Here is a 13,557-nt window from a genome sequence, read left to right as displayed (position 1 = left end):
GCATAAATGTTATGTTGGCCGCTAAGTCGCGCCCAACAGGGTGCAAGATGTCACCCAGATGAGTTAGTTTTTAGTTGCACCGAATGCGGGAGGCATACGTTCCCGGTCAGCTCCCTCGTGGCGCGATATTGCAGGAACAAGCCTCTTGCACAGATTAGCCCGCACGCTACTCGTGGTTTGCGGGCTCCATAAAGCCCTGCGTTGCAGTCTGCGCGGCTGGCACACACATCCAGTAGCGGTATCGTTGGAAGCCAGCACGCGTCTGCCCCGCCAATGCAGGCGCTTCAAGTTAGCCGCGCTCGTCGCACATCGTGCGATAGCGGCATTACCGCGATCAGTTGTCACGGATGCGAGCACGCGCGTCGTTACTGGCGGCGTGCTGCCAGTGACGACGCGCCGCAGGCGGCATCAGCGCAGGCGGCAAGCGGCTCTTTTCTGCGTGATGGTAGTCAGTGACGGGGCCAAGCGCCCCACTTCGCCAGCAAGCCTTGCGAAGTCCTTCGCCCGCTTCGGGCTGGTTAGTTGTTGTGATACGTGCACGAGGTGCACTCCATGGACCCTGGGTGATTGGTCCCTGCTGCGGCAGTTCCCTCCGGGAACGCGCAGTGGTGCCAGACGCGCATGCGGCGCGGGCAGGCTGTAACAGCAACCGCATACACGGGGGTGGTGCCCCGGGGCCTTTACCAAACCTGTCCTGCTGCGGCAGTACGGGCGGCCAGAAACACTCACCGGACACACTTACACCACGCAGTAACGAAGTTTGCTTGTTGAACCCCAATGATCGGAAGGAGGAGTTTGCCATGCACGACTTGAACCACCAGCTCAAGGAGCTATGTCAACGCAACCGGGACGGCAGCTTTGCCACGCAGGCCGACCGCGAGCGCTTATTAGCCCTGTGCGCGAACGACCTGGCGCAACGTGGCTTCCAGCATCTGAATGCCGACAGCCTGAAACCGAAACATGTGGCAGCGCTGCTCGATAAATGGAAGCAGGACGGCGTCAGCACCGGGACACTTAAGAACCGTATGAGCGCTCTGCGATGGTGGGCCGAGAAGGTCGGCAAGAAGAACGTGATTGCGTGCTCCAACGCCGAATACGGGATCGACAAACGGGTGTTTGTCACCAATGTCTCGAAGGCCAAGGTGCTGGACGCCGACATGCTGGCGCGCGTGACCGATTCCTATACGCGAATGTCCTTGCAGTTGCAGGCGGCGTTTGGCTTGCGGCGGGAGGAAAGCATCAAGATCAAGCCAGGGTGGGCTGATTGCGGGAGCTTCTTGCGGTTGCAGGATAGCTGGACCAAGGGCGGCAAGTATCGGGAGGTGCCGATTACGACTGCGCAGCAGCGCGCCGTGCTGGATGCGGCCAAAGCGCTGGCAGAGAAAGGCAGCCTGATCCCGGCGCAGTTGCGATATCGGGACCAGTTGAACCGCTTTCGGGCGCAGTGCGATAAGGCTGGCGTCCATGGCGTGCATGGGCTGCGCCATGAATATGCGCAGCGACGCTATGGCGAGTTGACTGGCTGGCCGTGCCCGGCAAGCGGCGGAATCACTTCGAAGCAGCTAACTGCTGCGGACAAGCCGGCCGATCAAGACGCTCGGCTCAAGTTATCGAGGGAGATGGGGCATTTTCGCTCGCAGGTAACCTCCATCTACTTGGGCAGATGACGAACATTCCAAGCACTACTTTTTCCTTGCTGTCTTCTTCCAAGAACTACAGGAGCAATCATGACCACGACCAGAAAATTCCTCCGCTTGCCTGCAGTGCTCGATGCTACAGGATGGTCCCGCACCACAATCTGGCGGAAAGTAAAGGCAGGCGTGTTCCCAGCCCCGATTCCAATCGGCCCCAAGTCAATCGCCTGGGATGCAGAGGAGATCGCCAAATGGCAGCAGCGCTGTATTGACGCCAGCCGGGGAGTTGACTAACCGCTCATTTTTTATGGGAAAGACATTATCAATTTGCAAGTTATATTTTCGAGCAGTGACCGTGCGACCTGAACCATAGAGCTTTTCTACGGTGCCAGGGCGCTCAGACCTTGTCGTCTTCAAATTAGTAACTTTCCATCTCAAGTTGTTGTCGTACAATGTTGACTCTAGAACATCAAATTGTTGCTCAACGTCTTACGAGGCACCTCAGGGAGAAAAAATATGGCTACCCTCAATCTTTCTGGGATCGCCAAGATTGGCGATGAAGGAGTCAAGAAGCACTTCCGAAATTTCGAAGCTTGGCAGCCGCTATTCGAGCTTGCTTGGAATGGATTTGATGCCAGTGCAAAGACTGTCACTGTAGAAGTCACAGAAAACGAGTTGCATGCCGTGGAGACGGTAACAGTCCACGATAACGGCGATGGGATTGACCTCGATCATATCGAAGATAATTTTGGACGCTTCAATGACTCCTTAAAAAAAGAAGACATGGCCCAGCAAGGCTCTCACGGCCGTGGGCGCCTATCTTTCTATCGGCTGTCCCACCGCGCAGCATGGTGGACGAAATTCAATGGTAAAGATGCTTTAATCGAAATTAAAGACGACAACATCACCAGATTCGTTGGTGATGAGATTGCCCCTGCTCGTCAGCACGCACGTCTAAGAGAGCAGTCCAGTGGAACCCTTGTTGAGCTTACCGACATCCATACCAATTTGCCGCAGATTTCACAACTGCATGCAATGTTTTCAGTTGAATTTGGTTGGTCTTTGGCACTGAATCAAGACCGAAAACTGTACTTGAATGGTGCCCTAGTTGCAGTCCCTTCACATGAGATTTCGGAGAAGGAACTCACAATTGGAAAGGCTGTCTTCACTATCAAAGTAATTCGCTGGAACGAAAAACCAACCTCTGAAAATTCAAAAATTTATTTACTCGATAGTGCTGGCCGAGTGAGGTACAAGCAGCTTAGTAGTTTCAATAAGAAAGCGAATTTTTTTGTTAGCATTTATGTCCAATCCTCTTGGGCTGATAAATTTTCGAGTGAAGGAAATAACTTATTCAACACGGATACCCATACAGTTGAATCCGAAGAGTGGAAGAAGCTTGGCGGGCCTCTATATGAATTTATTGGGGAGGTTTACGAGCAATTTCTACGAGATTATGTAGAGGGAGAACTAAAAAAGTACGATGAGGAAGGCATTTTCCCCAACTACACTGGCCTAGAACCACACTACGCTAAGTGGCGTGCCGAGAACACTCGAGAAATCGTTCGACTGGTTTATCTATCCGATCCGTCAGTAATGAATTCATTGAATAAAAAGCAGAAAAAGATCATCGTGAGACTTCTCGACCGCTTATCCGTGTCGAACGAAAATGATGCTATCCTCCAAATAATCAGTGAAGTGCTTGACTTGGATGACCTTTCCCTGAGCCATTTATCTCATCAGCTTAAACATACTCAGCTTAAGAACATCATTAGTACTATCGAACTGCTCCAACAACGGCAGTTAGCGGTTGATAAGCTGCGTCAATTAATGAATGATCATTATCGAGAAGTACGTGAGACTCCAGACTTACAACAGATTATTGAAAACAATACGTGGCTATTTGGGAATCAATACGAAACAATTGGTGCTGAAGAAGATACATTCACCAATGTAGCAAGGGGTCTTCGCGATGCCATCAAAGGGATAAAAGTAATCGACGAGGACGATGTTGAAGATGACACTGATGTCGAGGGCGTGAATCGACAAACAGACCTTTTTATGGCGCGAAAAATCCCTAGCGTAGACTCGATGGGGAAAATGTTTTACCGCTGCATTGTTATTGAAATTAAACGTCCTGGCATCGCACTAAACCACAAACATTTGCGCCAACTCGACGAATATGCAGCCATTATAAAACGGCACCCAGCCTTTAGTAGTGAACATTTGCAATTCGAACTTATTTTGGTAGGCAGAAAAATATCCAGTTCAGACTTTGAGATTAAGAGCCGACTTCAAAACCAAATTTCGAAGAACGAAATGGGCCTAGTGAGTGCTGATTTCGGAATGAAGCGATACGTAATGAACTGGTACACCTTACTTGACGGTTTTGAACTAACGCACGGCCATCTCTTAAAAACTCTTGAATTACGTCGTGATGAATTAGCTTCTTCAACCAAAGAAAATTTAGTTAAAGAACTCCAAGAGACTTTTTAAATAAAAAAGTATTCATATGATTTTCGCAGCTTTAGGATCGCGCTGATAGTACCAGGGGCGGTTGTCCGCATCCTAGCTGCGTTCACATGCTTCGGATTGAATGAGCAATTCCGTTCATCTGAATAAATGACGAAGGAGTCGTCGAGACAAGCGGTACTGTTCCAGACTACTCAATCAGCGCCGAATTCTACGCTGAGTAAGCCGTAAGGGTGGGCACCCGCCCCGAGGCCACAGGGGGAATGGAAGCTCGCGCTGGTGGCGCGGCAATTACGTGGCGCGCTGCGTACACACAGTCCCGCACCGCGATCCTGATCAGGTCGCGTCTCAAGGACACATCAACGAACCGAGCGCCGCTTGCAGCACTGGTCTAGCGCTAGGCAAGTGCTCGAAACCAAAGCGGTTTCTTTCAGCCTGCAAGTACGTGATTGACCATTTAGTCATAAATACTCTTGCCAGGACGGAAAATATTTTATTATGTAGGCCTCTAACACAACATCCAAACGAATAGGGGGCTGGCACGGCTTTCGCATAATCATAGGCATGAATGCTACGAAAGCCGACCAGGTGTCGATGCAAGACATTAAGTCGCTGAACTTTGAGCCCTTGCGGGCTGCGTATCCCGAGCTTGCTAACATGGGTGGCTATGCGGAGCATTATGCTCACACGGACCCGGAGAGTGCACTGGTCAAGCTCCGTAGCTTTGCTGAGCGCCTAGTGGATCGCCTTTACATCAAGGTGAATCTCGAACGAATGCCGCAGTCCAACTTTGTGGACCTGCTGCACAACGCAAGTTTCCAAACTATTGCTCAGCCTCTGGTGCTCGATAAGTTGCACCTGCTGCGGCGTCTCGGCAATCGCGGCGCCCATGGGGAAGACGTCGAAGCTTCCGATGCAGTTCGCTGCGTCCAAGAAGCTTGGCAACTGGCCCGCTGGCTGCATGTGACATTCCTCGGCGGCAAGATCGAAGACTTCGAGGTATTCAAGCAGCCTCCGGCTGAAGGCATCGACAGCAAAGCAGAGTTCAAACGGAAGGCCAAGGTTTTAGCTGAGGAGAATAGCCTCAAGGAGGAACGCCTTAAAATTGCGCTGCAGGAACTCGCCGAACTAAGGGCTGCAGACCGGGCAAAAGAGCCTTCTATCGCCGCCTTTGCGCCTACATCGGCCCAAGCTTTGGCACAAGCTGCCCAATCATCGGCGGCAACAGCAAACCAGCTTCGTTTCACCGAAGACAATACGCGCAAGTGGTTGATCGATCGAGACTTGCGCATGGCCGGGTGGGATGTACCCAAGGGTTCCGCCAGCAATCATTCAGTTGGACAAGAAGTCGAGGTTCTGCATCAATCCACTGCTACGGGCAAAGGTTACTGCGATTATGTCCTGTGGGATGACAATGGCAAACCACTGGCTGTTGTCGAGGCCAAGAAGACATTGGTCGATGCTCGCGCTGGACAGGAGCAGGCCAAGCAGTACGCTGATGCTTTGGAAAAGCAGCACGGCCAGCGGCCGATGATTTTCTTCACCAATGGGCATGATATTTGGGTCTGGGACGATGCTGGCGGCTACCCTCCGCGCACGGTCTATGGTTTCTATTCCAAGGACACGCTCCAGTACCGTGTCGGCTTCCAGCGGCGCGAGAAGCTCGATCTATTGAAGGACGTTAGGCCCGACGCCAACATCGCTGGCTACCTGCACCAGATTGAAAGCATCACCCGCGTGGCCGAGCGATTCACGCAACGCCACCGTCGTGCCCTGGTCGTGCAAGCTACGGGCACGGGTAAGACTCGCGTAGCTATCTCGCTAGCCAAGCTGCTGATCAATGCGCGCTGGGTCAAGCGTGTTCTTTTTCTTTGTGATCGCAAGGAACTGCGCAAGCAGGCCAAAAACGCCTTTAATGACTTCGTTCGTGAACCGATCTACGTTATCGGCCAAGCCAACGACGTGGGCAAGATGGATGCACGCATCTACATCGGGATATACCAAGGCCTGATCAACGATTATGAGTCCTTCGACGTCGGCTTCTTCGACCTTATCATCGCCGATGAATCGCACCGTTCGATCTACAACCTCTACGGTGACCTCTTCAAGTACTTTGACGCCCTCCAGGTCGGTCTGACTGCCACGCCGGTGGAGATGGTGAGCCGAAGTACCTGCCAGCTCTTTGGGTGCGACTACAAGCTTCCCACAGCTAACTACCCGCTAGAGCAGGCCATTGCCGATCGAAAGCTAGTGCCCTTTCGAGTGGTCGCCCACACGACCAAATTCCTACGCGATGGCATCAAAGCAGCGCATATGACGGATGAGCAGATCGCGCAATTGGAAGACCAAGGCATTGATCCCAACACTCTGGACTTCAACGCAAAGGAAATTGACGACGCAGTCTTCAATAAGGGCACCAACCGCGTCATCCTTCGCAATCTGATGGATAACGGCATTCGCGATGTCGATGGCCAGCTCCCCGGCAAGACCATCATATTCGCGCGTAACATCGGCCATGCCCGCCTGCTGGCCGAGCTCTTTAACGAGATGTACCCGCAATTTGCCGGCAAGTTCTGCCGTGTGATTCACTCAAAGGAACCGCGCGCTGAAGCGCTGATCGACCAGTTCAAGGAGCCCGACGGCGAGCTGCGCATTGCCGTCTCGGTGGACATGCTTGACACCGGTATCGACGTACCCGAGGTGGTCAACCTTGTCTTCGCCAAGCCGGTCAAAAGCAAGGTGAAGTTCTGGCAGATGATCGGCCGCGGTACGCGTCTGTGCAAAGACTTGTTCGGTCTTGGCCTTGACAAAGGCGAGTTCCTAATCTTCGACCACTGGGATAATTTCGCCTTTCACGACCTGAATGCCGAAGAGGTCGAACTTACTGTTCCTAAGCCGCTGACGCAGCGCCGCTACGAGGCCCGCATCGAGCTCGCGGCCCTGGCTCTGGCGCGCTCCGACATCGCGGCCTTTGATATTCTAGCGCAGCAGATCCAACAAGACGCTGTCGCGCTGCCGGATGGCAGCATCGCCGTGCGCGAGAACTGGCAAGCCGTGAATCAAGCGCGCGAAGCTAAATTGGTACACCAGTTCGCCCCCATCACCCGCCAATTGCTGACCGACACCGTTGCGCCCTTGATGAGCGCCTTGGATGTACGCGGTCAGGGCGATGCGCTACGCTGGGACCTGTTGCTTGCGAAGGCCGAAGCCGCCGCCATCGCAGAACCCGGCCAGCCCAATGCCCATCGAGAAGCCATCCTGGAATGGGTCGGTCGCCTGCCCCCGCACCTCAACCCCGTGCGCGCCAAGGCCAAGGAGTTGCAAGTCCTGCGCACCGATTCCTTCTGGCAAGCCCCTAGCTTTGCCCAGCTTGATGCTATGCGCGCGGCCTTGCGCGACGTGATGGAGTTGGCCGATCGCCCGTCGTTACCCCCGCCCGTGCCTATACCTCATTTGGACATTTGCGAGGACGAAGCTGAATACCAGGTTTATGCACGCCCAAGCAAGATCAAGTCAGTCGACTTCAGCATCTACCGTAAAGCCGTGCAGTCCGCTTTGGAGCCGCTGTTCGAAACCGACCCGGTCTTGCTCAAGTTGCGTCGTGGCGAGCGCATCACGACCGAAGAGCTGGATAAGCTCAACAGCCTGCTACACACCCGCAACCCCGATGTCGATCTTTCCACCCTGCGTGAGTTTTACCCCAACACCGCCGTACAGCTGACGCAAATCCTGCGCGGAATTGTCGGCCTGGATCACGCGGCCGTGGATGTGCAGTTCTCTACCTTCGCGCAAGACCATGCACTCAACAGTCAACAACTGCGTTTCCTCGCCCTGCTAAAGGATCACATCCGCCAGTTCGGTGCTATTGCCGTCGGGCAGTTGTTCGACGCACCGTTCAATACGGTCCACGCCGAAGGCCTGGGGGGCGTCTTCCCTAACCCCGTGCAGCTTGATGACGTGGTCCGTTTGGTACGTACCTTCGGCGAGCCACTGCCACCTGCTGCGCACTAACATCTCAACAAGCAAAAAGAAGCACACATATGATCACTGGCGCACTACGAAGCCGCATCGACAGCCTCTGGACCGATTTCTGGACCGGTGGTATCACCAACCCACTCACCGTCATCGAGCAGATCACCTTCCTGATGTACAGCCGCCTGCTGGACATGCAAGAGCGCACCCAAGAGAAGCGCGCCGCCGTTACCGGCAAACGCGAACCCAGCCTGTTCGGCGATGCCGACCAAGACTGTCGCTGGGAAAAATGGCGTCACTACGGCGGCCCTGAAATGTTGTCCCATGTGCGTGACCAAGTATTCCCGCACTTCCGCCGTCTGGCCGAGCGCAGCAGCGGCGAAGGCAGCCACTTCGCCGCCTTCATGAAAGATGCACAGCTGATGATTCAAAAGGAATCGCTGCTGGTGAAGGCTGTCAACGCCGTGCACGAACTGCCGCTAGAAAAAGGTGACACCAAGGGTGACCTATACGAGTACCTGCTCAGCAAGCTCACGACCGCCGGGATCAACGGTCAGTTTCGAACACCACGCCACATCATCCGAATGATTGTGGAATTGATGCAGCCCCAGCCTACCGATCGCATTTGCGACCCATCCTGCGGCACAGCCGGGTTCTTGATCGAGTCTTATGACTACCTCTTGCGCCACTACAGCAGCGCAGCCGGTATACATAAGGAAGTGATCGACGGCGAAGAACACATCAGCTACAGCGGCGATCTGCTCAGCGAGCACCGCGCGCATGTAGACACCGACATGTTCCACGCCTACGACTTCGACGCAACCATGTTGCGCATCGCTACCATGAACCTGGTGATGCATGGCGTAAAACAGCCCGATGTACATTACCAGGACACGCTGAGCCAGAGTTTCGAAGAGCGCCACCCCAAAGGCTCCAAGAATGCATTCGACCTCATTCTCGCCAACCCTCCGTTCAAGGGTAGCCTCGACGAGCAGGATGTCGCTCCGGACATCCTACGCACTGTCAAGACTAAGAAGACCGAGCTGCTCTTTATCGGCCTGATCCTGCGCATGCTTAAAGTGGGCGGCCGCAGCGCTACCATTGTGCCGGACGGTGTGCTCTTCGGCTCCAGCAAGGCCCATGTGCAGCTGCGCCAGCACCTAATCGAAAACAATCAGCTTGAGGCTGTGATTTCGCTACCCTCTGGCGTTTTCAAGCCTTACGCCGGCGTGTCCACGGCAATCATCATCTTTGCCAAGGGTGGTAAGACTGAGAACGTCTTCTTCTACGACGTGCAGTCGGACGGCTTCACACTAGATGACAAACGAACCAAAATCGGCGACGGCAAGGGCGACATACCGGATGTGCAGACCAAGTACCTGCAGTGGTGCGAAGGCCAAGGCGATTTCAACGATCGGAAGGAAAAAGCATTCGAAGTATCAGCTGATGACATACGGGCGCAGAACTATGACTTGTCCATTAACCGGTACATGCAAAAGGCTCACGTCGTTGCGACTCACGACGATCCCAAGGAAATTCTTAGGCGACTGAAGGCCTTGGAGAACGAGATCCAGGCCGAGCTGAGCCAACTGGAGGCGTTACTTTGATCCGCAGGATATATAGCCTTCGAGAGATTGCACCGCCGGCTCCCGCCATCACAACTCCAGTTGGCGAAAAGGTATGGCTGCTGAACCTTGATCAGATTGAGCCACACACAGGCATATTGCTAAACAAAGAGTATGTCGAGCGCAGCCGAATTGGAACTTCAACACATACCTTTGACGACGGGAACGTTCTGTATTCGAAGCTCCGACCATATCTCAACAAGGTTCTGCTTCCCGACATCGCAGGCTACTGCACGTCTGAACTGGTTCCGATGCGTCCCAACCAAGCGATAGTAACGCGGGAATATCTAGCCGCCTACCTGCGCTGCCCTGCATTCTTGCACTGGGTTAGCCAACAGGTCGACGGAGCAAAAATGCCGCGCGTTTCGATGAAGGTCTTGTGGGAGCACCGCATTAAACTTCCAGGCTTGGACGAACAAAAGCACATCACATCCATCCTCGACAAGGCCGACAGCCTACGCCGAAAACGCCAGGAAGCCGTTCTACTAGCCGACGAGTTCCTTCGGGCGGTGTTTATCGATATGTTTGGCGATCCGGTGGCGAATCCGAAGGGGTGGCAGGTCAAACGACTGGCTGATCTCGGCTCTTTAGACCGAGGAATTTCTAAACACCGTCCACGGAATGACCCCTCATTGCTAGGGGGGGCCCATCCGCTTATTCAAACGGGTGAGGTGGCAAACTGTGATGGGTACATCCGAAGCTATACCAGCACCTATTCTGACAAGGGGTTGCTTCAAAGCAAGTTGTGGCCTACCGGAACGTTGTGCATCACCATCGCTGCTAACATTGCAAAGACTGGAATTTTGCTCTTCCCCGCATGTTTCCCGGATAGCGTTGTTGGCTTCACAGCGTCAACGCATGCCACTGTTGAGTACGTCCGATTCTGGTTGTCGTTCCTTCAGAAAACCTTGGAGGCTAATGCTCCTGAATCGGCACAAAAGAATATCAATCTTGCGATCCTGCGCGACCTCCAAGTTCCCGTTCCGCCGATTGACTTGATCCTCAAATTTGCTGACATCGTATCTGCGACCGAGTCCATTCGGATTGAACAACGGAAGGCGCTTCAAGAAAGTCATGCTCTGTTGTCATCACTTCAGCATGAATTGCTCGCTTAGCCAGACATTAAGCTCTTAAGCCATAAACCAAGAAATCCTACGATGACCTCACTTATCAAGTCCCTGTCGCTCAAGAACTTTAAGGGCTTCTCTGACGAAGTTCGCATCGAGTTGCGCCCCATCACATTACTGTTCGGCGCCAACAGTGCAGGCAAGAGTAGTGTGTTGCAAGCCCTTCACTACGTGCGCGAGATCCTGGAGCGACAGAACATCAATGCCGACCGCACGCTGCAAGGCGGCGAAGCTGTAGACCTTGGTGGGTTCCTAAACCTTGTTCACGGTCGAGCTCCCCAGAAGCAAATTGAGATTGCCATCGAAATGGAGCTTGGTACAAATGCCATTCCTGACCTGGTGCCAGATGTCTTAGAAGACTGGCAAACTGGTGACGAAGACGTCTGGTGGATGTACGAGACACTCCAAAACATCCGCAGCGCTGTGGAGACCGTTGCAATCCGTCTGCGCGTTGGATGGAACGCGCAGCGTGAACAGCCCGTCGTGCAAGGCTACGAGATTGATACCAACGGCGAGTGGTGCGTTAAGATCGCAGCGAGCGCAGACGGGCGCGATGCGCAGATGCGTATCAACCATGCAAACCCCATCTTTATGGTGAATGGCCCGGACGGAGATCAACTCCTGTCTCTGCTTAACGACTTCGTAAACCCGGAGGACTTGGGGCAGCAAGACAGCGCCGCTTTTGAGCCCAAAGAGATCAAAGATTCTCCAGGCAAGGTCTCGGTCCTCTCGTCCATAATCGATATGGTGAGCGAGGCTGGCATCGAGCGTCCAGGAGATGGCTTACGAGCTTGGCTCACAGGATTCCGCGGTGCCCTGCCGAAGCTGGATCAGCTGCTCTATATCCCGGCCCCAGGCGTGAGGGGAGCCCAGAACGTCTACATGGTGCGCGAGTTCACGGCGTTCCTTTCCTGGCTCACAGTGGGCCCAGCGCTGCTGTTACGTGATCAATTGCGACAGATGCGCTACATCGGCCCCATGCGCCGCATCCCTCCACGCGGCTTCGAAATGTCGCTCACGAAAAGTGATTCGGCATGGTCCGATGGGATGGCTGGCTGGGAGACGCTATCCACCTGTAGCCAAGACTTGGTTGAGCGAGTGAGCGACTGGATGCAGTCCCGCGATAAGCTCGGCACGGGCTACGCTGTCGAACGCAGAGCTTATCAGGAATTTGACCCTAGCCACATCGTGCCTCAGCCTGTTGGTCCAATTCGGAAGCGCGCACAATTAGTCGATGATGCAGGCCTCGCGCTGCATCCCCAGGACGTAGGCGTCGGCATTTCTCAGGTCCTTCCTGTGGTCGTGGCCGCTCAGGACGGCTCAGCGAGCGTGGTTTGTATTGAGCAGCCGGAACTGCATATCCACCCGGCCGTTCAGGTCGGTCTTGGAGACCTATTCATTGACGGCGCAATAAACCAAGGGCTATCGTTTCTAATCGAGACGCACAGCGAACATTTGATTCTTCGCCTGCTACGCCGCATTCGCGAGGTAGCTGAAGTTGCTGGCAAGGCCCTTGATCAGTCTCTTTCGCCAGCCCTGATAGGTGTCTACTGCTTAAGCAAGAGGAACGGAGCAGTGAACATCGACGAGATTCCAGTAACCAAGGAGGGGGACTTCGCCAAGCCCTGGCCTCAGGGTTTCTTCGACGAACGTGGCGCGGAGCTCTTTTGATGTTCAAGGAGATCGCTATAGACCCGGCTGCGGTCGCTGCTTCTTACTTGCAGTTCAACCACATTATCGATCGGTTTGGCGTTCCAGAAGGACGTCTGATCGCTGCGTTCCCAAGCAAGTGGAAGCGCCTCGTGTATGAAGCTGCGAACACTCAATTGAAAGGACACTTGGATCTCAAGCGAATTGAGGAACGGCTCCGTAAGCTGCCGACAACTGCCTTCCTAGCACGAGAACGTCCAGGGCAAGGATGCGGAGAAGATTGGGTTCGGGCTGCGATTGACGAACATCGTCGTCTGCCGTTCGAAGCAGTTATCACTGCTGCTATGGTAGGTGAGCCAGGGTTTCTGCAACCTGCTGACGTGTCGACTGACCATCCGAGTTTTGTAACCAATCGACAATGGCACGTGAAACGGGATGCCGTTTCGATGGCAGATTGTTGTGGGCCCCTTCTGTCGAGTTCGTTCCACCTCAAACTCATCGATCCACACTTCGACCCTCACGCGCGGCGCTTTAAACGCCCTTTCCTAGAGTTCATGCGGCGGACCCGTGCAGGCACGACCATCGACATTTTCCGCGGTGATCGAATAGATCCAGCTCACTTTATCGCGGGCATCCAGCGGATGTTGCAGGATTGGAAACTCTCAGGCACTGTCCTGCGCCTATTTTTGCGGCCACAGGATACGATGCACAACCGTTTCATTATGAGCAGTGCAGGCGGTGTTTCATTCCAAATAGGCCTGGACGATGATGCCACAGGCGATCGTCCCGAAGACATCGTAACTATAATGCAGACAGACGTCTGGTCACGTGAATGGGGCACATACGCGGGTGATGACAGCATCATGCGGTTAAATCTTTAAATTAAAACGTGGAGGTAAACGACCGACAGGAAAGATGCACGCTTTCAAGTCGAATCGAGGTTGGCCCGCCAGCCAAGCCAGGATTTGCCATCGATGGAGACAACGGACAAGGAACCGGCCGGTGAGGCTTGGGATGCCGTCGCTAAGAACGTCCAGCACAGGAACGGGTAGATTTCGGGGTAGATTTATTTCAAAT

General features: G+C 54.0%; 8 protein-coding genes. All 8 read left to right on the top strand.

Annotated elements, in window-relative coordinates:
• Window positions 1-800: 800 nt before the first annotated feature.
• Window positions 801-1,667 (top strand): phage integrase N-terminal domain-containing protein, encoded by an 867-nt coding sequence (locus AAHE99_RS02290; protein WP_342113996.1) that lies wholly within the window; start codon window positions 801-803, stop codon window positions 1,665-1,667.
• A gap of 60 nt (window positions 1,668-1,727) precedes the next feature.
• Window positions 1,728-1,928 carry a helix-turn-helix transcriptional regulator gene (locus AAHE99_RS02285; RefSeq protein WP_342113994.1) on the top strand — a complete coding sequence of 67 codons (201 nt, stop codon included), beginning with the start codon at window positions 1,728-1,730 and terminating at the stop codon, window positions 1,926-1,928.
• Between the two features lie 222 nt (window positions 1,929-2,150).
• Window positions 2,151-4,130, top strand: a complete 1,980-nt coding sequence (locus AAHE99_RS02280) for an ATP-binding protein (protein ID WP_342113992.1) — start codon at window positions 2,151-2,153, stop codon at window positions 4,128-4,130.
• Window positions 4,131-4,670: 540 nt separating this feature from the next.
• Window positions 4,671-8,117, top strand: a complete 3,447-nt coding sequence (locus tag AAHE99_RS02275) for a DEAD/DEAH box helicase family protein (RefSeq protein WP_342113990.1) — start codon at window positions 4,671-4,673, stop codon at window positions 8,115-8,117.
• A gap of 29 nt (window positions 8,118-8,146) precedes the next feature.
• A complete protein-coding gene (locus AAHE99_RS02270; protein WP_342113989.1) occupies window positions 8,147-9,685 on the top strand; it encodes a type I restriction-modification system subunit M in 1,539 nt (512 codons plus the stop codon).
• Entirely contained in the window at window positions 9,682-10,818 is a 1,137-nt protein-coding gene (locus AAHE99_RS02265; RefSeq protein WP_342113987.1) for a restriction endonuclease subunit S, read from the top strand. The genes AAHE99_RS02270 and AAHE99_RS02265 overlap by 4 nt, the downstream gene beginning before the upstream one ends.
• A gap of 42 nt (window positions 10,819-10,860) precedes the next feature.
• A complete protein-coding gene (locus tag AAHE99_RS02260; RefSeq protein WP_342113985.1) occupies window positions 10,861-12,501 on the top strand; it encodes an AAA family ATPase in 1,641 nt (546 codons plus the stop codon).
• Complete coding sequence (locus AAHE99_RS02255) at window positions 12,501-13,361, top strand: hypothetical protein (RefSeq protein ID WP_342113983.1); 861 nt, start codon at window positions 12,501-12,503, stop codon at window positions 13,359-13,361. Before AAHE99_RS02260 ends, AAHE99_RS02255 begins: the two co-directional genes overlap by 1 nt.
• Window positions 13,362-13,557: the final 196 nt, after the last annotated feature.

Origin of the sequence: Pseudoduganella sp. OTU4001 (assembly GCF_038440195.1) — a bacterium.
Lineage (GTDB): Bacteria > Pseudomonadota > Gammaproteobacteria > Burkholderiales > Burkholderiaceae_D > Rugamonas.
The sequence above is the reverse complement of the archived record's forward strand: the minus strand, read 5'-3'. Positions and strand labels throughout refer to the sequence as shown.

What these genes read in the sequence shown, in the direction of transcription:
- AAHE99_RS02290 (WP_342113996.1), top strand. Translation starts at nt 801, where the DNA reads ATGCACGACTTGAACCACCAGCTCAAGGAGCTATGTCAACGCAACCGG.
- AAHE99_RS02285 (WP_342113994.1), top strand. Translation starts at nt 1,728, where the DNA reads ATGACCACGACCAGAAAATTCCTCCGCTTGCCTGCAGTGCTCGATGCT.
- AAHE99_RS02280 (WP_342113992.1), top strand. Translation starts at nt 2,151, where the DNA reads ATGGCTACCCTCAATCTTTCTGGGATCGCCAAGATTGGCGATGAAGGA.
- AAHE99_RS02275 (WP_342113990.1), top strand. Translation starts at nt 4,671, where the DNA reads ATGAATGCTACGAAAGCCGACCAGGTGTCGATGCAAGACATTAAGTCG.
- AAHE99_RS02270 (WP_342113989.1), top strand. Translation starts at nt 8,147, where the DNA reads ATGATCACTGGCGCACTACGAAGCCGCATCGACAGCCTCTGGACCGAT.
- AAHE99_RS02260 (WP_342113985.1), top strand. Translation starts at nt 10,861, where the DNA reads ATGACCTCACTTATCAAGTCCCTGTCGCTCAAGAACTTTAAGGGCTTC.
- AAHE99_RS02255 (WP_342113983.1), top strand. Translation starts at nt 12,501, where the DNA reads ATGTTCAAGGAGATCGCTATAGACCCGGCTGCGGTCGCTGCTTCTTAC.